Annotated in this window: 32 protein-coding genes and 1 pseudogene; 25 read left to right on the top strand and 8 right to left on the bottom strand. The window is 45.4% G+C overall.

What is annotated here, in order from left to right; all coding sequences use genetic code 11:
* Positions 1-401: 401 nt before the first annotated feature.
* The 3 genes and pseudogenes from SB724_RS05525 (at position 402) to sprB (ending at position 1,103) form a co-directional block, all read left to right on the top strand.
* Positions 402-560, top strand: coding sequence for a DUF3221 domain-containing protein (locus SB724_RS05525; protein ID WP_346997585.1), 159 nt, complete (start codon positions 402-404; stop codon positions 558-560).
* A gap of 190 nt (positions 561-750) precedes the next feature.
* Positions 751-924 (top strand): annotated as a pseudogene (locus SB724_RS05520) (hypothetical protein); the annotation flags it as partial.
* Between the two features lie 2 nt (positions 925-926).
* Complete coding sequence (sprB, locus tag SB724_RS05515; protein ID WP_088461015.1) at positions 927-1,103, top strand: recombination directionality factor SprB; 177 nt, start codon at positions 927-929, stop codon at positions 1,101-1,103.
* A 33-nt stretch (positions 1,104-1,136) separates the two neighbouring features.
* Here the strand turns inward: sprB and SB724_RS05510 are convergent, their stop codons facing one another.
* Positions 1,137-1,562 carry an SDR family NAD(P)-dependent oxidoreductase gene (locus tag SB724_RS05510; RefSeq protein ID WP_007612048.1) on the bottom strand — a complete coding sequence of 142 codons (426 nt, stop codon included), beginning with the start codon at positions 1,560-1,562 and terminating at the stop codon, positions 1,137-1,139.
* A gap of 315 nt (positions 1,563-1,877) precedes the next feature.
* Between SB724_RS05510 and phyC the strand changes: the two genes are divergently transcribed.
* Positions 1,878-3,029, top strand: a complete 1,152-nt coding sequence (gene phyC / locus SB724_RS05505) for a 3-phytase (protein WP_410570388.1) — start codon at positions 1,878-1,880, stop codon at positions 3,027-3,029.
* Between the two features lie 49 nt (positions 3,030-3,078).
* Here the strand turns inward: phyC and SB724_RS05500 are convergent, their stop codons facing one another.
* Entirely contained in the window at positions 3,079-4,035 is a 957-nt protein-coding gene (locus SB724_RS05500) for a CgeB family protein (protein WP_410570386.1), read from the bottom strand.
* Positions 4,036-4,041: 6 nt separating this feature from the next.
* Positions 4,042-4,473, bottom strand: a complete 432-nt coding sequence (locus tag SB724_RS05495; RefSeq protein ID WP_044802191.1) for a hypothetical protein — start codon at positions 4,471-4,473, stop codon at positions 4,042-4,044.
* Positions 4,474-4,683: 210 nt separating this feature from the next.
* Between SB724_RS05495 and cgeC the strand changes: the two genes are divergently transcribed.
* The 15 genes from cgeC to SB724_RS05420 all read left to right on the top strand — a co-directional run bounded on the left by cgeC (position 4,684) and on the right by SB724_RS05420 (position 16,345).
* Positions 4,684-4,983 carry a spore maturation protein CgeC gene (cgeC, locus tag SB724_RS05490; protein WP_032873363.1) on the top strand — a complete coding sequence of 100 codons (300 nt, stop codon included), beginning with the start codon at positions 4,684-4,686 and terminating at the stop codon, positions 4,981-4,983.
* 64 nt (positions 4,984-5,047) lie between these two features.
* Positions 5,048-6,319: a glycosyltransferase family 2 protein gene (locus SB724_RS05485; RefSeq protein WP_410570383.1), complete on the top strand. Its 1,272-nt coding sequence runs from the start codon at positions 5,048-5,050 to the stop codon at positions 6,317-6,319.
* Between the two features lie 38 nt (positions 6,320-6,357).
* Positions 6,358-7,137, top strand: a complete 780-nt coding sequence (locus SB724_RS05480; protein ID WP_110124204.1) for a GNAT family N-acetyltransferase — start codon at positions 6,358-6,360, stop codon at positions 7,135-7,137.
* Positions 7,138-7,215: 78 nt separating this feature from the next.
* The gene (locus SB724_RS05475) at positions 7,216-7,362 is read left to right on the top strand and encodes a YjcZ family sporulation protein (protein WP_014418145.1); all 147 of its coding nucleotides are present in this window, start codon (positions 7,216-7,218) and stop codon (positions 7,360-7,362) included.
* A gap of 142 nt (positions 7,363-7,504) precedes the next feature.
* Complete coding sequence (locus tag SB724_RS05470) at positions 7,505-7,945, top strand: AraC family transcriptional regulator (protein ID WP_410570544.1); 441 nt, start codon at positions 7,505-7,507, stop codon at positions 7,943-7,945.
* A 247-nt stretch (positions 7,946-8,192) separates the two neighbouring features.
* Positions 8,193-9,524 carry an aspartate aminotransferase family protein gene (locus SB724_RS05465; protein ID WP_101670567.1) on the top strand — a complete coding sequence of 444 codons (1,332 nt, stop codon included), beginning with the start codon at positions 8,193-8,195 and terminating at the stop codon, positions 9,522-9,524.
* A gap of 6 nt (positions 9,525-9,530) precedes the next feature.
* Entirely contained in the window at positions 9,531-10,220 is a 690-nt protein-coding gene (locus tag SB724_RS05460; protein WP_410570380.1) for a CoA transferase subunit A, read from the top strand.
* Positions 10,205-10,900, top strand: a complete 696-nt coding sequence (locus SB724_RS05455) for a 3-oxoacid CoA-transferase subunit B (RefSeq protein ID WP_007407936.1) — start codon at positions 10,205-10,207, stop codon at positions 10,898-10,900. Before SB724_RS05460 ends, SB724_RS05455 begins: the two co-directional genes overlap by 16 nt.
* On the top strand, positions 10,866-12,173 hold the full coding sequence (locus tag SB724_RS05450) for a peptidase (RefSeq protein ID WP_410570542.1): 1,308 nt from the start codon (positions 10,866-10,868) through the stop codon (positions 12,171-12,173). Before SB724_RS05455 ends, SB724_RS05450 begins: the two co-directional genes overlap by 35 nt.
* Positions 12,136-13,008 (top strand): putative beta-lysine N-acetyltransferase, encoded by an 873-nt coding sequence (gene ablB, locus SB724_RS05445; RefSeq protein WP_410570378.1) that lies wholly within the window; start codon positions 12,136-12,138, stop codon positions 13,006-13,008. Before SB724_RS05450 ends, ablB begins: the two co-directional genes overlap by 38 nt.
* Positions 13,005-14,426 (top strand): lysine 2,3-aminomutase, encoded by a 1,422-nt coding sequence (kamA, locus tag SB724_RS05440; RefSeq protein WP_410570376.1) that lies wholly within the window; start codon positions 13,005-13,007, stop codon positions 14,424-14,426. The genes ablB and kamA overlap by 4 nt, the downstream gene beginning before the upstream one ends.
* Positions 14,423-14,701, top strand: a complete 279-nt coding sequence (locus SB724_RS05435; protein ID WP_029326147.1) for a YokU family protein — start codon at positions 14,423-14,425, stop codon at positions 14,699-14,701. Before kamA ends, SB724_RS05435 begins: the two co-directional genes overlap by 4 nt.
* A 74-nt stretch (positions 14,702-14,775) precedes the next feature.
* On the top strand, positions 14,776-15,000 hold the full coding sequence (locus SB724_RS05430) for a YozE family protein (protein ID WP_007407941.1): 225 nt from the start codon (positions 14,776-14,778) through the stop codon (positions 14,998-15,000).
* 306 nt (positions 15,001-15,306) lie between these two features.
* Positions 15,307-15,438, top strand: a complete 132-nt coding sequence (locus SB724_RS05425; protein ID WP_308825850.1) for a hypothetical protein — start codon at positions 15,307-15,309, stop codon at positions 15,436-15,438.
* Between the two features lie 226 nt (positions 15,439-15,664).
* Complete coding sequence (locus tag SB724_RS05420; RefSeq protein ID WP_003153690.1) at positions 15,665-16,345, top strand: hypothetical protein; 681 nt, start codon at positions 15,665-15,667, stop codon at positions 16,343-16,345.
* On the opposite strand, the gene SB724_RS05415 is transcribed toward SB724_RS05420, so the two are convergent.
* On the bottom strand, positions 16,342-16,485 hold the full coding sequence (locus SB724_RS05415; protein ID WP_410570373.1) for a hypothetical protein: 144 nt from the start codon (positions 16,483-16,485) through the stop codon (positions 16,342-16,344). The genes SB724_RS05420 and SB724_RS05415 overlap by 4 nt on opposite strands.
* A 117-nt stretch (positions 16,486-16,602) precedes the next feature.
* On the opposite strand from SB724_RS05415, the gene SB724_RS05410 reads away from it, so the two are divergent.
* From SB724_RS05410 to SB724_RS05400, 3 genes are all read left to right on the top strand, one after another.
* Positions 16,603-16,776 carry a YozD family protein gene (locus SB724_RS05410; protein WP_003153696.1) on the top strand — a complete coding sequence of 58 codons (174 nt, stop codon included), beginning with the start codon at positions 16,603-16,605 and terminating at the stop codon, positions 16,774-16,776.
* A 73-nt stretch (positions 16,777-16,849) separates the two neighbouring features.
* Positions 16,850-17,461 carry a phosphatase PAP2 family protein gene (locus tag SB724_RS05405; RefSeq protein ID WP_265971556.1) on the top strand — a complete coding sequence of 204 codons (612 nt, stop codon included), beginning with the start codon at positions 16,850-16,852 and terminating at the stop codon, positions 17,459-17,461.
* Between the two features lie 59 nt (positions 17,462-17,520).
* Positions 17,521-17,841, top strand: coding sequence for a YodL domain-containing protein (locus SB724_RS05400; protein ID WP_003153700.1), 321 nt, complete (start codon positions 17,521-17,523; stop codon positions 17,839-17,841).
* A 54-nt stretch (positions 17,842-17,895) separates the two neighbouring features.
* On the opposite strand, the gene SB724_RS05395 is transcribed toward SB724_RS05400, so the two are convergent.
* Entirely contained in the window at positions 17,896-18,021 is a 126-nt protein-coding gene (locus SB724_RS05395; RefSeq protein ID WP_003153701.1) for a hypothetical protein, read from the bottom strand.
* A gap of 136 nt (positions 18,022-18,157) precedes the next feature.
* Between SB724_RS05395 and deoD the strand changes: the two genes are divergently transcribed.
* Both deoD and SB724_RS05385 read left to right on the top strand, forming a co-directional pair.
* Positions 18,158-18,856, top strand: a complete 699-nt coding sequence (gene deoD, locus SB724_RS05390; protein WP_003153702.1) for a purine-nucleoside phosphorylase — start codon at positions 18,158-18,160, stop codon at positions 18,854-18,856.
* An 83-nt stretch (positions 18,857-18,939) separates the two neighbouring features.
* On the top strand, positions 18,940-19,758 hold the full coding sequence (locus SB724_RS05385) for a M15 family metallopeptidase (RefSeq protein ID WP_007407945.1): 819 nt from the start codon (positions 18,940-18,942) through the stop codon (positions 19,756-19,758).
* 43 nt (positions 19,759-19,801) lie between these two features.
* On the opposite strand, the gene SB724_RS05380 is transcribed toward SB724_RS05385, so the two are convergent.
* Complete coding sequence (locus tag SB724_RS05380; protein ID WP_007407946.1) at positions 19,802-20,053, bottom strand: hypothetical protein; 252 nt, start codon at positions 20,051-20,053, stop codon at positions 19,802-19,804.
* 92 nt (positions 20,054-20,145) lie between these two features.
* A complete protein-coding gene (locus SB724_RS05375; RefSeq protein ID WP_007407947.1) occupies positions 20,146-20,847 on the bottom strand; it encodes a class I SAM-dependent methyltransferase in 702 nt (233 codons plus the stop codon).
* Positions 20,848-20,993: 146 nt separating this feature from the next.
* On the opposite strand from SB724_RS05375, the gene ctpA reads away from it, so the two are divergent.
* Entirely contained in the window at positions 20,994-22,397 is a 1,404-nt protein-coding gene (gene ctpA, locus SB724_RS05370) for a carboxy-terminal processing protease CtpA (RefSeq protein ID WP_007612009.1), read from the top strand.
* 60 nt (positions 22,398-22,457) lie between these two features.
* Here ctpA and SB724_RS05365 read toward each other — a convergent pair whose 3' ends face one another.
* Positions 22,458-23,183 (bottom strand): GntR family transcriptional regulator, encoded by a 726-nt coding sequence (locus SB724_RS05365; protein ID WP_014418133.1) that lies wholly within the window; start codon positions 23,181-23,183, stop codon positions 22,458-22,460.
* Positions 23,184-23,190 lie beyond the last annotated feature (7 nt).

Genomic DNA, 23,190 nt, shown 5'->3' with positions numbered 1-23,190 from the left:
AGATCGCTTAAAGAAGGTGATGTGGTTGATCAGCCAATTGAATATTTCATGATGCATTGTGCGGTTCTATAATGGTGAAGACCTCGCCGTGTTCCATTTGTCTAGGGGGAATTTGTTTAAATTCATAAACATGAGGCGTTTTAGTCTGTCATTTCCTAAAACAGTGTTTTACTCTTGTCACAAATATGCAAGAAGGGCGGTTTGAACTTGTATAGAGTGTTTATAATGCTGTTAGTTTTGTTATGTATAACATTAGGGTGTCAAAACCAACATAGCAAAAATTTTATGGAAAATGAGCAAACCATGATCGGCTATGTCATTTTAAAAAGAGAGAATCAAGCAATTCTCATACCTAATGAAAAAGTGATGTTAAAGACTATGAAAATCTTAGTGAAAAAGAGATTATTGAAAAGTATAGATCGGATATAGTTTTACTGGGACTTAGTCAACTTAACAATAAAGATGACTTGAGCAAAGGACAAAAAATTCGTATTTGGTATAAAAAATTAAATGAATCTTCACCTCCAAAAACAAACATCTCAAAGTTTGAAAGTATTTAGTACATCTCTTTAATTCCTAGGAATACCGCTGCAAAACTGAAGCGGCATTTTAAACAGAAATAATGTCTTCAAACCTCATCTCATTCTTCATTCGCGGTGGCTTATTCCTGCCCCGAGATTTATTTGACGATTGTTGACTCAGGTGCAGAGAAGGCATATGTCAAGAACACATTTTGAATTACTGGGCACCTTGAATAAAGCCAGCATTCCCATATTTATATGCGAAGAGATCGGTACTGAACGCTGGATAAAGAAAAAAGTTAACCGTACATTTGAACAAGCTTGCGAGGCTTTGATAAAGAAAGAACAGTCAAGAGACGAACCATTACATACATATAATACTCCTGTGAAAGCGGGGGTGTAGTTTTGGAACCTTACCAACGTTATGAGGAATTAAAGAAGAAAACAATAAAGGTTGTCCATAAAGATAATTACAGTATCCGCTATATAGATCAGGATGAAGCGAGTAATGACTTAGATGAATTTTATAAACAATTTGCTCAGTATTTATTGGAGGCTGCTTTGGAAAGGAGTGCAGAGTAAGCTTCTTTTTTTGATTTATTTGTGGTAAGTATCTTAATAAACGGCTTTATCGGTACTGATGTTAATCACATGCGTTACTTCTTGCAGCAAAGCGGCTTCTGCGACATTTTGTCCGCCGATAAGGTTGGTTTGAATGGCTTCAAAGGGATTATCCTCACATGTCGGAACCTGCTTCAGCGCAGCTGTGTGAAAGACAATATCAACACCTTTCATCACTTGGTTGACTCTTCTGTAGTCACGAACATCGCCGAGCACAAACGACAGTCTTTGTTCATCCGCGTATTTTTGTTTCATCACATATTGTTTGCTGTCATCTTTGCTGAACACAATGATTTCTTTAGGGGTTAAGAGCAAAAGGCGTTTTACAATTTGACTTCCGATTGATCCTGTTCCGCCTGTGACGAGAACAGTTTTATCGTGAAAAAACGGTTGTAGCTCTACTGCTTGCTGTTTAGGCATGGCTTATCCTCCAACTCTCGTTTCTCTACCATGCATCATATGTTGAACAATTTCAGCGAGTTAATGAAAGAAACCAATAAATCAAAAATTAGAGAAAAACATTAATCTGATGCGCTTTCATATCGCTTTACCCGATTAATAGAATAGAAATAACAAATAAAACATTGTACTAAATATTCATTTTGAATATTTGTCCACGTCAATTTTTTCTCTCCATAAATCCTCACATGCGGACAATCTTCACAAAAACTTAACACTGAACTTCCTGTATGTATTTTACAATTAAAGTACATTTTCATAAAAGGAGGAAGGAAAATGAATCATTCAAAAACACTTTTGTTAACCGCGGCAGCCGGATTAATGCTCACGTGCGGTGCGGTTTCTTCCCAGGCCAAGCATAAGCTGTCTGATCCTTATCACTTTACCGTGAATGCGGCGGCGGAAACGGAGCCGGTTGATACAGCCGGTGATGCAGCTGATGATCCTGCGATTTGGCTGGACTCCAAGAATCCTCAGAACAGCAAATTGATCACAACCAATAAAAAATCAGGCTTAGTCGTGTACAGCCTAGAGGGAAAGATGCTTCATTCCTATCCTACCGGGAAGCTGAACAATGTTGATATCCGCTATGATTTTCCGTTGAACGGAAAAAAAGTCGATATTGCGGCGGCATCCAATCGGTCTGAAGGAAAGAATACCATTGAGATTTATGCCATTGACGGGAAAAACGGCACATTACAAAGCATTACGGACCCAGACCGCCCGATTGCCTCAGCAATTGATGAAGTATACGGTTTCAGCTTGTACCACAGTCAAAAAACAGGAAAATATTACGCGATGGTGACAGGGAAAGAAGGCGAATTTGAACAATACGAATTAAATGCGGATAAAAATGGATACATATCCGGCAAAAAGGTAAGGGCGTTTAAAATGAATTCTCAGACAGAAGGGATGGCAGCAGATGACGAATACGGCAGTCTTTATATCGCAGAAGAAGATGAGGCCATCTGGAAGTTCAGCGCTGAGCCGGACGGCGGCAGTAACGGAACGGTGATCGATCGTGCCGACGGCAGGCATTTAACCCCTGATATTGAAGGACTGACGATTTACTACGCTGCTGACGGGAAAGGTTATCTGTTTGCATCAAGCCAGGGTAACAGCAGCTACGCGATTTATGAAAGACAGGGACAGAACAAATATGTTGCGGACTTTCAGATAACAGACGGGCCTGAAACAGACGGCACAAGCGATACAGACGGAATTGACGTTCTGGGTTTCGGGCTGGGGCCTGAATATCCGTTCGGCCTTTTTATCGCACAGGACGGAGAAAATATAGATCACGGCCAAAAGGCCAATCAAAATTTTAAAATGGTGCCATGGGAAAGAATCGCTGATAAAATCGGCTTTCACCCGCAGGTCAATAAACAGGTTGACCCGAGAAAACTGACTGACAGAAGCGGAAAATAAACATAAAAAAAGCAGCTTATCCAAGCTGCTTTTTGATGTGAAGAGCGTTTCATGAGAAAGTCTTGGAACGGATAGCCGAAAGCACAGCCGGCAGCCGGTCATACGTGTACGCTGGTACTGTCTCTTGGTAATTAAGCGCCGCGATTTGTTTACGTTCACCCGGGTTTGTCATATAAAATTGGATCTTATCCGCAAAATCTGCAAACCCGCTGTAAGAAACAAATGATGAAAACGGGGGCGCGGGAGAAAGGTCTGTCAGCTGAAAGGCCTGACAAGCCGCAATGTCTAAGCTTCTTGTATTTAAACTGATATTTTCGATGCCGCGTCCGTTCTGATTGAGCGCAAACCGATAAGAACGGTGAGGGTTTAAGACCACGTCTGCGCTGTTGTAATATAATGCGGCACGTTCGGGTGCAATCCATTCATCCATTACGAGCACATTTTGCTGCCTGGCGATTTTTTTAGGCAGATGTCTGCGCCATCCCTTCCCGATAATACGAAGCGTATACGGAAGCTTCGCCGCTGCTTTCACCAGTTCAACGCGATTCGGATACGGGTATCCGATCAGAAGGAGATTTGTGTGAAGAGAAGCTTCAGCAGGTTGTTTCTTAAAAAGCCGCTGATTAACGGGGATCGGGACATAATATACGTGCTGTAAGCTCATTTGCCGGTAAGCATCAAGCGCGTTTTGTTCTATCGTCAAAACGGCATCGGCGAAAGGGGCGATTGTCATGCTCACATCGAAATAAAAAGGATCCTCCGTCATCCATAGATAAACGGGAATCTGTTCTGTCTTCAGCCATTGAAGCCATTCAGACGGAATACGGTCTCCCGTCATCATCAGACTGATGTCTGGTTTGAATGCCCGTATACTGCGGATGGTATCTTCCTCAAACTCAGAAACAGAAAAAAAGCGGACGGAAGACTGTAAAAAGCCTTCCTCGATCCAGCGGTCAAAATACGTGTATATGCCTTTATATCCTGAACGGATATATAAAACGTTCATATGCTGTTACGAAGTGAACGTGACACTTTCAACTTTGTCGACGTCAAGCAATGTTGTAGCAGAGCCTGCCGGTGTAACGGAATTTTCCTGCGTAACAAAAACGATTCCGTGAATTTCGTCAAAGGCAACAAATTGAACCGGGCCGATCATGTCTCCTGAATCCATCACAATGCTGATGACAGTGCCGGGCTGAATTCTTGCAAAAATCCATCTCGCTGCTAATGAAATACCGCTTCCCAATACAGATTGTGCGCTGAGACTGTCTTTCGCCGCTGCTTCATCTATTTTTGCATCAATTGCCGATTCCAATAAATCTTTTACTTTGTTTTCCACATTATCTCCTCCATCTGTGCCGCCAGATAAAGCGCTGTTGTCAAATACAGGGGCTAAAAGAGTTTTCAATAACTCCTTTTTAAGCTCCAAACGATCCTCGCTCATGCGGACATACACCTCCTTTAACAATTTTAACCTCACGTTTATTCATATTCCTGATTGAAGAGATTGGTATAAGTCGAATGCCGTTTTGCTTGTGTTTTTTTCAATATTTAATCAAACAGCTGAATTTTCGAATCAGGCTTTGTTTGCCTATGCGGATTGTAAGAGTATGACATACGTTGTATAGATTAAAAAATGAAGGAGAGGAATACTTTGGATTCAGAAGAAACTGTAAAACACGGGGGTTTTGAGGAGGAATTTCAGCTCGTACTGCTTCTTCTTCTTTTGTTATCCCGTCAGCCGTCCGGAGATCATTCAGATTTGCGGCGTCAGCTTGTAATGGCAAAAGAGCTTGGAATTCCTGTATCACGCGTCAATCTGATTAACGGCAGCACACTGCAAAACGTAATTGTCAAAGAAGTACTGTCAGATTTGGCCGTTTTTCAAAATCCGCTCAATAATACGAGATCAAACGTCGCGATTTCAAGCATCGTCAGCTGGGGTGCTTTTTAATAACGGATATCAGGCTCTGTCTCTTTCGGAGCCGTTTTTTACGTTTTACAGAAGGGGTGATGGGATGGAAAAGAAGATCTCAATTATCTTAACGAGTTACAACAAACCGGATCTTGTGAAACAGGCGATTGAAAGTGTTTTGCATCAGACCTACAGCAATTGGGAGCTGTTTGTGATGGATGATCATTCAAATGAAGAAACCTCGGCTGCCATCAGTACGTATATAAAAGATCCTCGCATATATTATGACAACAGTTTTATCAATCCTGCCGAACGGCTGAAGTCGACCCGGTATGCCGTTTTGATTAATGATGCGCTTTCACGGGCTAAAGGCGAATACATCACTTATTTGACAGACGACACCGTATTTCATCCGGATAGGCTCAGCCGCATGGCGGAAGCGCTTAATCAATACAGCGATTTTGATGCCGTCTATTCCAGCCAGAAGGTGATACATGTAAACGGGCGCGGAACAGAACAATTCCACTTCTATCGTTTTGCTGAAGAGGTGCTTGATCAGGCCGCTTTTCTCGTTGATCACTGTTCAGTGATGCACCGGAGATCATTGCTTGAGCGTGTGAAAGAGAAGTTCGGCAGCTTTTGGGACGAAGATGTTATGCATTGGAATCACGGAGACTCTGTTTTTTGGAGCAGGCTCAACACATTTACATCATTTCTGCCGATAAAAGAAGTGTTGGATACGACCTATAAAACACCTCACTCATTTCAGAACACGTATCAATCGCTTCCGTCTGTCCTGATCGATGGGTCTTTTGTAAAAGGGACGGACCAGAAAGTATATCAGCTTGACCGAAATAAAAGGAAGCCTGTAAACGAGCGCTGGCATACGTTATATGAAGGGCGAACTGTCGTCATTCCGGATCCGTTTTTATTTCAATATGAGGAAGAGAACTCCGTCAGTATTCCGAATTTTCAGCTCGTCAGGGATCAGTTTCATGTTTATTTTATAGAAGACGGGGAGAAAAGGCTGGTTGATCATAGCGCATTTCGCTTTTACCGATTTAAACGGCATGACATCCCGGCTTTAGAACGGGGCGAAATACAAGCGCTTCCGGACGGTCCGCCGATCAGCAGGGGGACATCGGGCTGTATTCAACATCTGCCCGGGAGAATGCTGTTTCGCATTGAACGGGAATTTTATGTTTATTTGAGAGGGGTTCTCCATCCGATCAGTCATGACGTAGCGAAACGCTTTTTTGCGAATCAGAAGGCGATACCCATTTCCTTTCAGCAAATTAAACAATTACCAATTGGAATGCCGTTCTATCCGGTGTACGATGAAATTATGAGAAATCTCAATATAACAAAAGGTTGAGAGATGCAGTTGGATGTGTAAGGAAAAGGAGAGCTTTTATGACCGATCAATTTGATAAAACCGAGAAGCAGTATATAGAGCTTACTTCCGGCATTCAGAGGTTCGAGCATTTCAGTGTATATACGGACCCTTTTTTGCCGCAGATTTTTTCGCATAACTTTGTTCAGCTGCACCGGACATTTCCGTTAGACAAACTCCTGCCGTTTTTTTCGTCCGTTCCGGGCATGCTTCAAGCCAATTATATTCATGTGAAAGCGGCTCCGGAGCACGCGTTTCCGCTTCTTCTGAAACAAACTCTGGTAAAGCAGGGCTGCGTAGTGGAAGATGAGCTGTTTTTTGCAAGGAAACTGGAAAATGGGGACCTGCAGCCTGGACACCCGCTCACTGCTTGGGGAACGGAAAAAAGCCTCGCCGACGGGTCGTCTATTATGAACATCTATGATGCCCTTTACATTGGCGAGGCGGCGGCCGAACAAAAGCTTGAGCGGAAATATCCTTTGTATAAGGACGGAACGGTTATGCTTGTCGTGTGCTACAGCGACGCCTCGCAAACGATTCCGATCGGCTGCGGAGAGCTTTTCATCAACAAAGCAGATAAAACCGCAAAAATAGAAGAAGTCGCAATTCTGGATCAATTCCAACGAAAAGGCTACGGATCGATATTGATGAATGAGCTGATGGCGGCGGCAAAGCTGAACGGCATGGAAACTGTATACCTTGTGACGTCCGGGATGGACGGTGTAAACCGCTTTTATGAAAAACTCGGCTTCAAAAGATTTCGGCGTGTGCATACAATTTTTCATTATTTTCTTACATAGTTGGGCATTCGCATAAACCAATTGGGAGTTGGCCCGCATACAATGCCGTATATCGTAAGAAGAAAGGATGATTTGCGCATGTACGGATACGGATATGGCTACGGTTGCGGCAGTTTTGGCTATGGTTACGGGCACGGCGGCTGCGGAGGCGGAACCAGCACTTTTGTGCTGATTGTGGTATTGTTTATTTTATTAATCATCGTCGGTGCGGCTTTTATTTGTTAGACTGAAAAAAATCCTATAATGAAAATCAGCCTGCAGAGAACATCACTTTCTGCAGGCTTTTTGTTATTTCCATGCTGAAAAATCAGCTTGAAAAAACATTTTAATACATATTACCTTCTGGAGAAGGGGGCGAAAATGTGACATAACGATTGAAGAATTACCTGAATCAAGAATTGCTTATTTCCGAAACATCGGAGAGTACGGCGGAAAGCAAAACAAAGAACTGATGGAGTCATTTAAAAACTGGGCGCAATTGAATGTTCTGCTTGATCATTCTGTCATTTTAGGAATTCCGCAAGACCATCCGAATCGTACTCCTAAAGAGAAATGCCGTTATGATGTTTGTCTTGTTATCAATCAAGACCATGTGCCTGAACCAGCCCGGATCGGTACATTTTCCGGAGGGAAGTACGCTGTCTTCTTGCTTGATCACACAAAAGAGGCAGTCAGTGGATTTTGGAATACTGTTTTTTCTGAGATCGAAAAAAATAATTTATCAATCAGAGAACAGCCCATTATCGAAAGGTATACTTTACAAAAGGTGAATCATCATTTGTGTGAAATAATGATTCCCATACAGTAAAGAAGACGGGAATTTTCCGCCTTCTGCTTATACTGATTCAGATCAAAAATGATGTGATGATGAGCTGAGCAAAGAATAAAATCAACAATAGGAATAGAATTTCCAGAACGCTCTTCAGGCTGTCGGGACATCTCCGGCAGCCTGTTTTACAGAAAGGTATTTTCTGCAAAAAACTTTCTGAAGGATAAGAATGCGGTTATTCATCTGTTCATACAATGAAGCAAATGGGTTTTCGAGGTGGAAAGATATGGGGAGCTATTTAATCAAACCGGAGCTTGACGCAAATTATCCGTCAGTCAGTCATGGAAAGGGATCATATGTGTATGATCAGGAGGGGAACAAGTATCTTGACGGAGCATCGGGGGCGGTCACTTGCAATATCGGCCACGGCACGGAGGATATTATACAAGCTTTAAAAGAGCAGCTTGATTCCGTTTCGTTTGTGTACCGCTCGCAATTCACCAGTACTCCGGCAGAAGAACTGGCTTTATTTCTGGCCGATCATCTGCCGGGCGGGCTGAATTGGTCATTTTTTGTAAACAGCGGCTCAGAGGCAGTCGAAACAGCGATGAAAATGGCCGTTCAATATTGGCAGGAAAAAGGGCAATACCAAAAATCCGTCTTCCTATCAAGATGGGGCAGTTACCACGGCATTACTTTGGGAGCGCTTTCATTATCGGGGTTCTACGAACGGAGATATCGCTTCACCCAGCTGCTCGAACGGTTTCCGGCCGTTTCAGCACCTAATATGTATCGTTCTGAGCTGCAGGGAGAGGAATTTGTGAAAGCTGCGGCGGCTGAACTGGAAACGGCTGTTCAACGGATCGGTTCCTCATTTATCGCGGGATTTGTTGCAGAGCCGATTGTCGGAGCAGCCGGGGCGGCCATCACTCCGCCGGCAGGTTATTATGAAGCGCTTGAGGAGGTCTGCCGCCGGCACGGTATTTTGTTTATCGCGGATGAAGTCATGACGGGGCTCGGGAGAACAGGGCGGATGCTTGCTTCTGAGCATTGGGGGATCGCACCTGATATCGCGGTGCTCGGAAAAGGGTTAGGCGCCGGTTACGCTCCGATAGCGGCAGCCGTTGCGTCTGATGACATCATTGAAACGATCAAGCGGGGCTCCGGGGTCATTATGAGTGGACATACGTACAGTGCCAACCCATACTGTGCAAGAGCGGCGCTTGAAGTGCTTCGCTATGTTAAGAAACACGAGCTGCTCCGGCAGTCAGAGGAAAAAGGCGTAATGCTGAAGCGGAAATTAGAAGAAATCAAAGAGCGCAGCGGGGTGATCGGGGATGTCCGCGGTAAAGGCCTCCTGATCGGGGTTGAATTCGTTAAGGATAAAACGACGAAGGACATTTTTTCGAAAAAACAGGGCTTCACCGAAAAAATCATTAAAGCGGCAAAAAAACGGGGCCTGCTTATCTACCCTGCAAAGCCCGGCATTGACAGCGGAGAAGGAGACGCCGTCATCATTGCCCCGCCGTTCACGATTTCATATGCCGAGCTGGATGAGCTGTCAGATCTATTTTCCCAGGCCGCAGAAGAAGTTGAAAAAATGATGAAGAAGGATTGAGCTGATATGTCTATTTTTCATAAAAAAATCGATATTCATGAAGCAATTGCCGATGTCAAGGACGAATCTGTCATTATGTTCGGCGGTTTTGGGGGAGTGGGTTCACCTCCGTCATTAATCGAAGCGATTTTGGAAAGCGGCGTTAAAGAGCTGACTGTCATCTGCAATGATGCCGGATTTCCGGAAATCGGCATCGGCCCGCTTATCGTTCATAAGCGGGTGAAAAGGCTGATTGCTTCCCATATCGGCTCAAATCCTGTCGCGGGCAGACAAATGACTGACGGAGCGCTTGAGGTGGAATTTTCGCCGCAAGGGACGCTTGCTGAACGGATTCGCGCAGGCGGAGCGGGGCTAGGCGGTATTTTAACTGATATCGGCATTGATAACGCAACCGTTTGTGAAAACAAAGAAACCGTAACGATTGACCGAAAGTCCTATTTAGTTGAAAAAGCGCTGACGGCTGATTTCGCTTTTGTGTCCGCACATACTGCTGATGAATTCGGGAATCTGACGTTTGACAAAACGGCGCGCAACATGAACCCTCTGATGGCTGCGGCGGCCGAAAGAACATTTGCTGAGGCGGCAGAGATTGTGCCTGCCGGCGAACTTGACAGCGAGCATATTGTAACGCCGGGCGTTTTCGTGGAGGGTGTCGTGCAAAGTGAAGGAGTGAAGTGGAGATGGGCTTGGGAATAGCGGAAAGAGAGAGTATCGCGAGGCGGGCCGCCAGTGAAATTACCTCAGGTATGATTGTCAACCTGGGGATCGGCATTCCTTCTTTAGTGCCGAACTTTCTGCCGGCCGGCATGGAGGTAATGCTGCAGGCGGAAAACGGCGTCCTTGGGATCGGCGGCAGTCCGGAGCGCGGAGAGGAGGATGAGCTTTTATGCAATGCGGCCGGGTTTCCTGTCAGTACAGTTAAGGGTGCTTCCTATTTTGATTCAGCTCTGTCTTTTGCCATGATCAGAAAAGGGCTGATAGATATTACCATTTTAGGCGCGCTCCAAGTCAGCAGGACAGGTGATCTCGCCAATTGGCTCGTGCCGGGAAAAAAAGTGCCCGGAATGGGCGGGGCGATGGAGCTTGCCCAAGGCGCGAAAAAAGTGGTTGTCGTCATGAGCCACACCGATCAGAAAGGCCGGCCGAAGCTGGTCGAAAGCTGTTCATTGCCGCTTACAGCAGCGGGCTGTGCAGATCTCATCATTACAGAGAAAGCCGTCATCAGCATAGATGATGGGGCTTTTGTTCTTGAGGAACTGCTGAATGGCACGACCATAGACGATGTCATTCAAACAACGGATGCCGAAATCAGATTGGGAGAATGTTTTCTTAAAAGGGGGCCTGTCCATGGATCAATTAGAAAAGAAAGTCACTGAGTGGGCGGAAGAAAACACAGAAAAAGCGGTAAGCCTGCTGAAACGGCTGATCGGGGAAAAAAGCACGTTCGGCCATGAATTTAACGCACAGGCAGTCGTTTTAGAAAAACTGAGACAGTTTGACATGGATATTGATGTGTGGGAGCCGAGTGTCAAACATTTGAAAGAGCATGCTTATTTTGTATCGGAACGTGAAGACTTCCATGAAAGCCCGAATATCACAGCCGTAAAGAAAGGGGCCGGGGGCGGAAGATCACTGATACTGAACGGACATATCGATGTTGTCCCGGAAGGAAATCCCGCCGCATGGACGTATGAACCGTTTAACGCTGTTGAAAAGGACGGCAAAGTTTACGGCCGCGGTTCAACGGATATGAAAGGCGGCAATACAGCCCTCTTGTTTGCGTTAGAAGCGCTTGAAGCCTGCGGGATTACATTAAAAGGAGATGTTCTGTTTCAAAGTGTCGTAGATGAAGAGTGCGGCGGCGCGGGAACACTGGCGGCTGTTATGAGGGGCTACAAGGCTGACGGGGCGCTTATTCCCGAACCGACTAATTTAAAGCTGTTTGTTAAGCAGCAAGGGTCTATGTGGTTCCGCATTACGGTAAGGGGATTGTCCGCACACGGCGGCACCCGCTATGAAGGGGTGAGCGCCATTGAAAAAAGCCTGCATGTCATCACAGCCCTTAAAGAGCTTGAACACGTCCGCAACGCCCGTATCACAGACCCGCTTTATCGGGACGTTCCGATTCCGGTTCCCATTAATATCGGCATCGTCCAAGGGGGAACGTGGCCATCATCGGTAGCTGACCGTGTGGTGATAGAAGGCAGGTGCGGAATAGCTCCGGATGAAACGCCCGAAGCAGTAAAAGAAGAGCTGGCAAGCTGGCTGAAAGATTTGGAGTACCGGGATGAATGGTTTAAACACCACCCGGCGGAAATAGAATGGTTTGGGGCTCAGTGGCTTCCGAATGATCTCCCGGATGAGCATCCGCTGATTTCCGCTCTGGAATCTTCTTTTGAGAAAATGAAAGGGGCAAAACCGGTTCGAGAAGCGTCCCCGTGGGGAACGGACGGAGGGCTTTTGCAGCACGCGGGACAGACGCCGGTCATCGTCTTCGGCCCGGGAGAAGTCAAGGCGGCGCATCAGGCGAATGAATACATTGAAATCCGGGCGTTAATCGATGCCGTCAAAATCATTTCTCTTTTTATCATGGAATGGTGCGGGGTGGCAGATGGGGGTGACGGAGCTGATAAAGGAACTGAGGGCTGAAAAGGGAGCGGCCGAGATTGATGCAGACCGTTTCAATGAGCGGCTCAGAGTCATTCGTTATGACGGACAGATCACGGCGCTTATTCCTGCCGTTTTGGCAGAAGCAAAGCAAAAAGGAGCTCAAAAGGTAATTTTCTTTGCCAAGCGCGGCGATGAGCCGGAATTTGTCAAGCATCTTTTTATTGTTGAGGGTGTCATAGACGGGTATTACAACGGGGATGAGGCTGTTGTGATGGTGCGATATTTAGCAGAGGAACGGAGACGGTCAGATTCATATGTATCAGAAGATTCGACTGTTGACCGTTTATATGAGACACCGCGGCGGGGACTGACTCAGACAGAAAGCACGCTGATGTTCAGAAAAGCGGACGAAGATGATGCAGACCGTTTAACGCACTTATATAAACATGTTTTTCTTACCTATCCGACTCCTGTCTTTAATCCCCTATATATTAAAAAAACAATGAGAGAAAACACCATCTATTATGCCGCATTCGATCAGGATCGTCTCATTGGGGCGGCAAGCGCAGATATCAATCCGGTATTGGGGCACGCTGAAATGACCGATTGTGCGGTTCTGTCAGATTACAGGGGGAACTCCGTAACGGCACACTTGTTTAAAGCGTTGGAGCAGGAACTCGCGGGCCGGGGAATCATCCATCTTTTTTCCTTGGCCCGTGCAGCGTCTTACGGGATGAATGCCGTTTTGTACCATGCGGGATACGGCTACAGAGGCAGGCTTGTGAACAACTGCCGCATTTCAGAAGGGCTCGAAAATATGAATATATGGTGTAAGACTTTACGTTTGGCCATTCATAAGGAGGAATTCGTTTGACAAACAAATGGTTTCAGCCGAAGCGTCATTGGAAGGAGATTGAATTGTGGAAAGATGTGCCGGAAGACAAGTGGAATGATTGGCTGTGGCAGCTCACCCATACTGTAAGAACCGTCGATGACCTGAAAAAAGTCATTCATTTGACCGAAGAGGAAGAAGAAGGCGTCAGGATGTCTGTAAAGACCATTCCCCTGAACATTACGCCTTATTATGCTTCTTTAATGGATCCCGATAACCCGAGATGTCCGATCCGCATGCAGTCCGTGCCGCTGTCAGAAGAAATGCACAAAACGAAATATGACCTTGAAGATCCGTTGTTTGAAGATGAAGATTCACCGGTTCCCGGTCTTACGCACCGCTATCCCGACCGCGTTCTTTTTCTGGTGACAAATCAATGCTCGATGTATTGCCGATATTGCACCAGAAGGCGTTTTTCCGGACAGATCGGAATGGGGGTGCCGAAAAAACAGCTTGATGCGGCCATCGCTTACATCCGGGAAACGCCGGAAATCCGTGACTGCCTGATTTCCGGCGGAGACGGGCTTTTAATTAACGATCAGATTCTGGAATATATTTTGAAAAACTTGCGTGACATTCCCCACCTTGAAATTATCCGGATCGGAACGAGAGCGCCCGTCGTATTTCCGCAGCGGATAACGGATAACCTTTGTGAGATTTTGAAAAAATATCATCCGGTCTGGCTGAACACTCATTTTAATACGAGCATCGAACTGACGGAAGAATCGGTTGTGGCGTGTGAAAAGCTCGTTAACGCAGGTGTTCCGGTCGGTAACCAGGCCGTTATTTTAGCAGGCATTAACGATTCGGTGCCGATTATGAAAAAACTCATGCATGATTTAGTGAAAATCCGCGTGCGTCCGTATTATATTTATCAATGTGATTTGTCAGAGGGAATCGGTCATTTCAGAGCGCCTGTGTCAAAAGGGCTGGAAATCATTGAAGGACTGAGGGGCCACACAACGGGCTTTGCCGTGCCGACCTTTGTCGTCGACGCCCCGGGCGGAGGCGGTAAAATCGCCCTGCAGCCGAACTACTTGCTCTCCCAAAGTCCGGAGAAAGTTGTGATCAGAAACTTCGAAGGGGTGATTACATCTTATCCCGAGCCGGAAAACTATATTCCGAATCAAGCCGACGACTATTTTGAATCTGTTTTTCCGGGAACGATGGCCAAACACGAGCCGGTCGGACTGAGCGCCATTTTCGCGGACAAAGAGGTTTCGTTCACACCGGAAAATGTATCGAGGATCGACAGGAGGAAAACGTTTACATCGAACCCTGATCATGAAACGCTGAAAGACCGCAGGGAAAAGAGAGATGAATTGAAAGAAAAGAAATTTATTGCACAGCAAAAGAAAGAGCAAAAAGCAGGATCGGAAGTCGGAGGTGAGTCGCCGTGAAGCCATGCGAGTGGTGCGGCAATCAGAAGGCGTCAGCTAGTCAGGCGGCTGTGTACTGGGAGCTTCCTGACGGTACGAGGGCCATAGAAATTACAGAAACACCCGCATTCGCCTGTTCCTCCTGCGGCATGACTTATCAGGAGGAAGCGGTCATAGCGGAAATCGAAAATCAGCTTTTTTTAGTCGATGCAAAAAAATTACCGGAAACACTCACATATCAAGAGCTGATGGAGACAGAACGGATCTTGAAACGAAATTATTTTGACTTCTCCTAGTCTTCTTTTGTTGTAATTTCACACTTGAATTGTATAATAGTACAACAAAAGACAGTCATCAGGAGGGGAAACCCATGAAATCCTTTTATCACTATTTGATGAAATACAGGCATCCCAAGCCGCAGGACGCAATCAGCCAGTTTGCGAATCAGGCATACGAAGATCACGGCTTTCCGAAAACGTCAAGCGATTATCACGAGCTCAGTTCTTATTTAGAACTGAGCGCCGACTATTTAGAAACGATGGCGACATTTGATGAAGCTTGGGAAAAATATGAGACCGAGGTGCATCACGCCTGACGAAAAACCGCACATTGTGCGGTTTTTTTCTGTTGATATCACTCGCTTATGAGGTGCCGTATGATCAAATCCCGCAACGCCGTCCGTTTTGATCAGCACGTAAACAAATCTTCCTGACGGCACGTATCATAAGGCAGTAGAATGTATAGCTGCAGAGTTCACCGGATCAGCCTGCTGCCGGCGGGTCCCGGGTAAGGAGCCTCTTTTCACGGAGAAATAATCAAACATTTAAATGAAGTGAGGGGAATCAAATGATCCATTAGGTAAGACTGATGAGGCAATGACGTTTGGAAAAGGGGATTTTATGTGACAAGGTTGAAGCGGATTGAAGTTGTGCCTTCATTGAAAGCCGAAGCAAATCTTGAACATTACGGCGGTGATATTGTCAACATGCCTTCGGGCCGGGTATTTACCTTTGCGTCATACAAAAACTCATAAAAATAGAAGCTTTTTGTCTCAGCATTGTTACTGCTCAGTCGATCGAGAGCGGAATGTCATCAGACGCTTCTGTTACAGTAAGTGAAAAAACGCATAAGCATATTGCGGTTTTTGACATTTTGAACAGGTGCAGAAATAGATATTTCCTGTGGTTTTCATGCCCATGCGAAATTATGGCGGCCGGCATACGATAGCGTATGACAGTCCGCGGCAAGGGGGAGACAGCATGAAGCCAGATAAACCGAAATTTCAAGTGGGAGACATCGTGGTCGTCGTGATGTACGGAACCGTCGGCACCATTACGAAGGTTCATCAAATTGATAAACATTATCTTTACGAAGTCAATCATAATGAAGTGCTTTATTTTGAATCGTCCATCCAGCTTTATAAAGATTATGAGGGCGTGATCGTCGATATGGAGAAATTGGATATTGAATATGAATTTCTGATCGGCGACGTCGTATATGTAAAGGACTACGGAAAGGAATTATTCCGTGTCATCGGTCACAGAACTGAAATATGGAGATATTTAGAGGATGGCTGGGAGGATATTATTTATGAGCTGACTCGGCTGAAAGACGGAGAGTGGCTTGAAACGGAGGAAGAGGATCTCACGCTGGTTCTGAGAAAATATGAAATGGATCAGTTTGTGCATCAGCTGCTGTTTGTCCACTATGTTGGGGAAGCATCTCATGAGATCGGCGAGGATACCGTCGCGTCTGCTCTTCTTCAGTTTGAAGGCGATGCTGATGATCCCGATGCCCTGCATGTGCTGGCGGTATCGATTGTAGATGAGCTGCTTGATATTTATAACGATTATAAGATTCTTTATCATTTGTTCGGTGACGAAGAATATAAAGATATGATGAATTTTGTGCTGGAAAGCCTGCGGGAGCATTTCAGCTAGCCGGCAAAAAAACGGACGGTGACATATAAAAACCAGGGCAGACAGCCGGCAAAGATTACAAACGACATTCCTTTCAGCACTTTTTCCAATACGATATCAAATCCATCTCCGTCCAATAAAGCCATCATTTTCGTCACCATCTTTTCTCCCTCCGGGGCTTGTTTTTTAAAAGTATATGAGCGGACAAAACGTTTAGAACTTTCGGGTATAATTTGAACGGTTTTTTCATAAAACATAAAAAAGGAGGCGGTGTTTGCATGAAAGAAATAGATCTTGTGATTGACACAGAAGAAATAGCTGATTATTTTTACAGTCAGCTTGCTATGCGCGGGTACATACCGAGTGAAGAGGAAATCTTCGAAATAGCCGACATCACCTTTGATTATTTATTAGAAAAATGTATGATAGACGAAGAGCTTGATGAAGACTGAAACTGCGGAACCGAAGTGAAAAAGCTTCGGTTTTTTCAATCAGCTCGGGAGAATGAAACATGGGGGGAAAACGTTGTACAAGCCAGCAAGTCTTTTCGCATTGTTTATTCTGCTCGCAGCAGCGATCCGGATAGAAGCCGTCCGGGTTTTTGATGAGCGTGTGATAGAAGCGGCTGTCAGGATCAGGGCTGCCTGGCTGAATGAATTGATGTTATGGATAACGGAGCTCGGCACGACCGCGGTGCTTTTGCCGCTTCTTCTTTTGACAGGCGCGGCTCTGTATATGTACAAAAAAACGCCGGATGTTGTTTTTTTGCCGCTTCTCTTTCTCATTGAACGGATTGTAAACATAAAAATAAAAGAATTGATTGAAAGAGCCAGACCCGCTTTTGAACCGCTCGTCCATGAAACCTCATACAGTTTTCCGAGCGGCCACTCCATGAATTCGGCAGTGGTGTATCCCGTCATCGCTTACTTTTTGATCAAGCATGTTCCGTTTTTTACGAAAAGAAAGCGGGCTGTCACCGTCTTTACCGGAGTTCTCGTCATTCTGATCGGACTCAGCAGAATTTATTTGGGCGCGCATTTTCCGACGGATGTCCTTGCCGGATTCAGTCTCGGACTTTGCCTCGTTTCGATTTTTGCGCTCTTTGACGAAAAGTATCATCCGTTTCGACAAAAATAGAGACAGGAGAAATGAGAAAAAACGCTAATACTATTAAGAAATAAGAGGGAGGGATCTTGATGCTGTTATCGCTGCCCGTGTTTAAAAAAAAGACTTGTGCCTATGATGTGACGATTTTTCAAACACCCCGCTACGGCGAGAAAAAGGGATACAGGGTCGTCTATCGGACAGAGTTGGCCGCTGACAATCATCAAGACGCACTGGAAAGGGCATTTTCTGTTTTTAATGTGCCTGATACGGTCCCAAACGACTATCAAGCCAGATTCATAGCGACCGGAGATGTCATACTCATAGACGAAGGAAGAAAAGGAAAGACCTATTACAGGCTTAACCCTGCGGGATGGAGCAAAATTAACCGGCTGCTCGTCCAGCCGAGGTAAGACGGGGCCGGCTGAATCTTCAGCCGGCTTCCGTATTGTCTGGGAAAGACAGTGTTAAGGCTTCCGTTTAGCGGCGGAATGCTCTTTTCCATGCGCTTCATCAGCTGCAATGACGTCTGAAACGGGCACGTGATTGTTCTTTTTCTGGCCGGTCACCCGGTTGCGCTGTTTTTTGCCCATTATGTTCACTCCTTTTTCTTTAGGCTTGTCATCCCGCATATTCTGCCCAAGATCGCCCTGATCATGCTGATGATTGTCTCTTACCGTTATTCAGTGTACAATGGGTGGGAGTTTGAATAGGCAGGAGGAAAAGGAAATGAGTGTACATATAAACGCAGAAAAAGGCCAAATTGCGGATACAGTGCTTTTGCCGGGAGATCCGCTCCGAGCGAAATTTATTGCGGAAACTTATCTTGAAAATGTGGAATGCTATAATGAAGTCAGAGGAATGTACGGATTTACGGGTACATATAACGGCAAAAAAGTATCAGTCCAAGGCACAGGCATGGGTGTTCCGTCTATCTCTATTTATGTGAATGAACTGATTCAAAGCTATGATGTTCAAAACTTAATCAGAGTCGGCTCATGCGGAGCCATCCGTAATGACGTGAAGGTGCGTGACGTGATTTTGGCTATGACGTCTTCAACGGATTCACAGATGAACCGTGTCGCCTTCGGCAGTGTAGATTATGCTCCTTGCGCAGACTTCGAACTGCTTCATAAAGCGTACCAGGAAGCGCAAAAAAACAATCTTCCCGTAGCGGTCGGAAGCGTATTCACCGCCGATCAGTTTTACAATGAAGACTCCCAAATCGAAAAGCTTGCCAGATACGGCGTTCTCGGCGTAGAGATGGAAACGACTGCTTTATATACGCTTGCCGCTAAATACGGAAAAAAAGCGCTGTCTATCCTGACTGTAAGCGATCACGTATTAACGGGAGAAGAAACAACGGCAGAAGAGCGTCAAACGACTTTTCATGATATGATTAAACTGGCGCTGCATACTGTATCGTAAACTTGAGATGAGGGTTATGCTGATTAAAGCAGCCCTCTTCTTTATGCATCGCCCTGATTCAAAAAAAGAAAGGTAAGTGTAAAATGAAGAAATCCACTAAATGGTTTTCGCTCGCTGCCGCTCTCAGCGTAACCGCAATCGTGGGAACCGGCTGCAGCATTTCAGGCGGCGACAGCCACAAGGACACAAAAACAGCAGCTGAAACAAAACAATCAGATGACACATCAAGCAAAAAAACAACGAAGGCAGAAAACAGCGATTTTGTATTGGAGAGCAAATATTTTAATGATATTAAAGAAGTGAACGGGCTTGAGACCATTCAAAACCCGACAAATACACTTGCGCTCGTGAATAAGACATACACGCTGCCGGGAGATTATAAACCGAATGATCTCGTGATCCCGAAAGTCGAATTTTCTTTTACTGAGAAAATCGAGAAACGATATATCCGCAAACCTGCAGCCGATGCTTTGGCGGAACTATTCAGCGCCGGGAAAAAAGAAGGTTATGACCTGGTTGCCGTTTCAGGATACCGCTCTTATGACAGACAGAAAGTTATTTTCGATAATGAAGTCAGTCTGAAAGGTGAAAAAAAGGCGAAAGAAGCCGTCGCATATCCAGGACAAAGCGAACACCAGACGGGGCTGGCCATGGACATTTCCAGCAAAAGCAACGGATATGAGCTGAATGAAGCGTTCGGAAACACGGCAGACGGCAAATGGGTGAAAGACCATGCGTATGAATACGGCTTTATCATCCGCTATCCTAAAGGCAAAGAAAATGTCACCAAGTATGAGTATGAACCATGGCATTTACGCTATGTAGGCAAAAAAGCGGCAAAAGCCATCCATGACCATCAATTAACGCTTGAAGAATATTTTAATGAAGTAAAGAAAGTGTAATAAGAAGAAGCCCGCTTGAAAAATAGAAAGCGGGCTTTCTTTATTACCAGAAGAGTAAACCTCCAAGCGCAAATCCGGTAATGAAACCAAGGCCGATACCGTAGGCTGCTCCCCAGCCTCCCCAGCCTCCCCAATAGCCGAACCCGTATCCTCTGTGACGGCCGCCGACAGGGGCGATATACACTTTGCTGTTAGTCACCCGTACGATTCTTCCGACGTGGACTCTGCCGTTTCGTTCTGTAATTCTTGCTACTTTTCCCTGGTGCTGCCGGCAAAGATGATAATAGTTTTGCATCTTTTCTCCTCCTATCCAACCTATCTTTCTATGTCAGCTTATGATAGAGTGCGGTAAAAAGGTTGGACGAAAACAGGAGGACAATCGCCGTTTTACTTGTAAGCGACAAAAGCGCAGTGTCCCATATATTCACGGTACGTCTGCATAAGCTCGTAATGAGCCGTCAGCGTATCGTAGTGAACCGGCTGAATAACGGGCGATAAATCCATTTCTGTAGTCGGCTCCTGCGCATTGTTTTCATAGACAGCGGGAATGAAATCCGCTTTCTGAAAGCCTTGCTGAAGCAATCTCTGTTTCCATGCCGTTTCATCCTGCAATACGGTAAAACCGTAGAAGTCTTTTATCTGCGTGATGGCGTTTTCCGGCATGGGCTTTTGTAAAGCAGCTTCAATGCCGATCAGCATACCCCCGGGTTTAAGGACCCGCAGGATTTCAGACAGCGATGAATCAAGATTTGAAAAGGTGAGAACTGATTCGGAAAGAACGGCGGAAAATTGATTTTCAGCAAACGGAAGCCGCTCAAGCTCCGCCAAATAGCCCGGAATGGTTAAGCCTTCAGCGGCAAATCGTTTTGCTGCTTTTTCAAGCATAAGGGGATCCTTATCAACACAGGTGACGGGGTACAGAAGGTGGCCGAGATAAGCGGCCGTCTGTCCCGTTCCGCAGCCGGCGTCAAGAATCGGTTCGCCAGGAGGAGGAGCCGCTTTTGTGAGAACGGCTTTGGAAAAAGCGAGCCCGCCGGGGTGAGCCCCTCCGACTCCGAATAAGGACAGCATTTCTAAATATTTGCTCAAAGGCCGAATCCTCCTTTTTTCCTCAGCATATGTTGAGAGAAAAGCATAGGTTTGGGTAAACGGGAAAGAAGGGCGCCTCACGTTTGAAGTTGACGAATGAGCGTTCGTCTATGATAATAATGTAAGAATAAAAAGGTGGTGTTTTCTTGAAGCGGCAATTTAAACTGTTTTTTATTATATTGATCACTGCGGTCGCAGCCTCGGCGCTTACGCTGTTTATCACGGGCAATACGACCATTTTCGGACAAGGCTCGGCTGCTTTGACGAACAGCAAATTTGAGAAATTCAATAAAGCCTACGAGCAGATTAAAAGTGATTACTATCAAAAAACAGATGACAGCAAATTAGTAGACGGAGCGATAAAAGGCATGATCAGTTCCCTGGATGATCCATATTCTTCTTATATGGACCCGCAGGAAGGAAAGTCTTTTGAAGAAACAATTTCCGCTTCGTTTGAAGGCATCGGCGCACAAGTGGAAGAAAAGGACGGAAGCATCCTGATCGTATCGCCGATTAAAGGGTCACCCGCAGAAAAAGCGGGGGTTAAACCGAATGACCAGATCTTGAAGGTCAACGGCAAAAGCGTTAAAGGCCTTAATGTAAACGAAGCCGTCGCATTAATCCGCGGCAAAAAGGGAACAAACGTCAAGCTTGTGCTGCACAGAGCGGGTGTCGGCGATCTGAACCTGTCGATCAAACGTGACACCATCCCGGTTGAAACGGTGTACTCTGAAATGAAAAAAGGAGACATCGGCGAAATCCAAATCACATCCTTCTCCGAATCGACGGCAAAAGAGCTGAATTCAGCCATTGACAGCCTCGAAAAACAAGGAGCGAAAGGATACATTCTCGATTTAAGGGGCAACCCGGGCGGACTGATGGATGAAGCCATCAAAATGAGCAACATGTTTATCGATAAAGGGAAAAATATCATGCAGGTCGAATACAAAGACGGCACGAAAGAGGTCATGAAAGCGACGAAAGAGCGCAAAGTGACAAAACCGACAGTCGTCCTCGTCAATGACGGCACCGCGAGCGCCGCGGAAATCATGTCGGCTGCGCTGCATGAATCATCGGGCATTCCGCTGATCGGCGAGAAAACGTTCGGAAAAGGAACCGTGCAGACGGCAAAAGATTACAGCGACGGTTCTACCGTTAAACTGACAATCGCTAAATGGCTGACAGCGGACGGAGAGTGGATTCATAAAAAAGGCATCAAACCGCAATATCAGGTTAAGCTTCCTGAATATGCGAACCTGCCATATTTAGATGCGAAAAAAACATACAAATACGGGGATTCCGGAACCACCGTCACCAATGCGCAAAAAATGCTGAAAGCGCTGGGATACAGCGTGAAAGTAAACGGCACGTATGATAAAGCATTTGAACAAGCCGTTAAACAATTCCAAGCAAAAGAGAAACTGAAACAAACAGGCATTGTAACGGGAGACACAACGGCAAAATTGATGACGGATCTGCAAAAACAGCTTGCGGACAACGATACACAAATGAAAAAAGCCGTTGAAACATTAAATAAGAATATGAAATAGTAAAAAACACCCGATGCGCCGCTCACGCATTGGGTGTTTTCTGTTTGCGAAAAGCCCGTCTTATGTCGTTTCCTGTTCAAAAAGGTGGCTGTTCGCCTGAATGAAAAACTGTGATTGCTCATAGTGATAGGTGACTTTAGAGTAGTCAAACGGCTGGCCGTTGGTTAAATGAAAAATCGTTTCAACGCAAAGCTTAGGCGCTCCTGTAAACAGACCTAAGTACTCCGCTTCTTCCTCATTTAACATCCCCGCGTACAGATATAAATCTGAAAAACCGCGCTTTAACCCGAGACCTTCTCGAATATAATCAAATATTGATTCTGCCACGATCTCTTTATTCAAATACGTAATAATCGATTTGTTATAAAATGACTCTTCGATACACAATGTCAGCCCGTCAATATATCGGATTCGCTTGACATAATACACGTCGCCGTCAGGCGGCATATTCAGATTTTGGGCAGCCTCAGGCGTGGGTTTTCTCACTTCCAGCGCTAATAATTTGGAAGTGACATTAAAATCTTCAAGTGATTCTTTAAATCCCTGATTAGAAAGCAGACTGATATACCCTTTTCTTTTATTCCGTCTGACAAAAATGCCGCTTCCCCTCACTTGAAACACAATCCCCTTTTTTTCTAATAAATCTAAGGACTTGGTGATCGTGCTTTTGCTCACGTTAAACCGGGTCATTAAGGTTTGCAGCACAGGCAGTTTATCCCCTTGCTGCAGCTGATGTTCTTCTATGTATTTTTCAATATCTATCGCGATTTGCTGGTATTTTAACATATACATT

The organism is Bacillus sp. SIMBA_031 (genome assembly GCF_046535225.1).
GTDB lineage: Bacteria > Bacillota > Bacilli > Bacillales > Bacillaceae > Bacillus > Bacillus velezensis.
The sequence above is the reverse complement of the archived record's forward strand: the minus strand, read 5'-3'. Positions and strand labels throughout refer to the sequence as shown.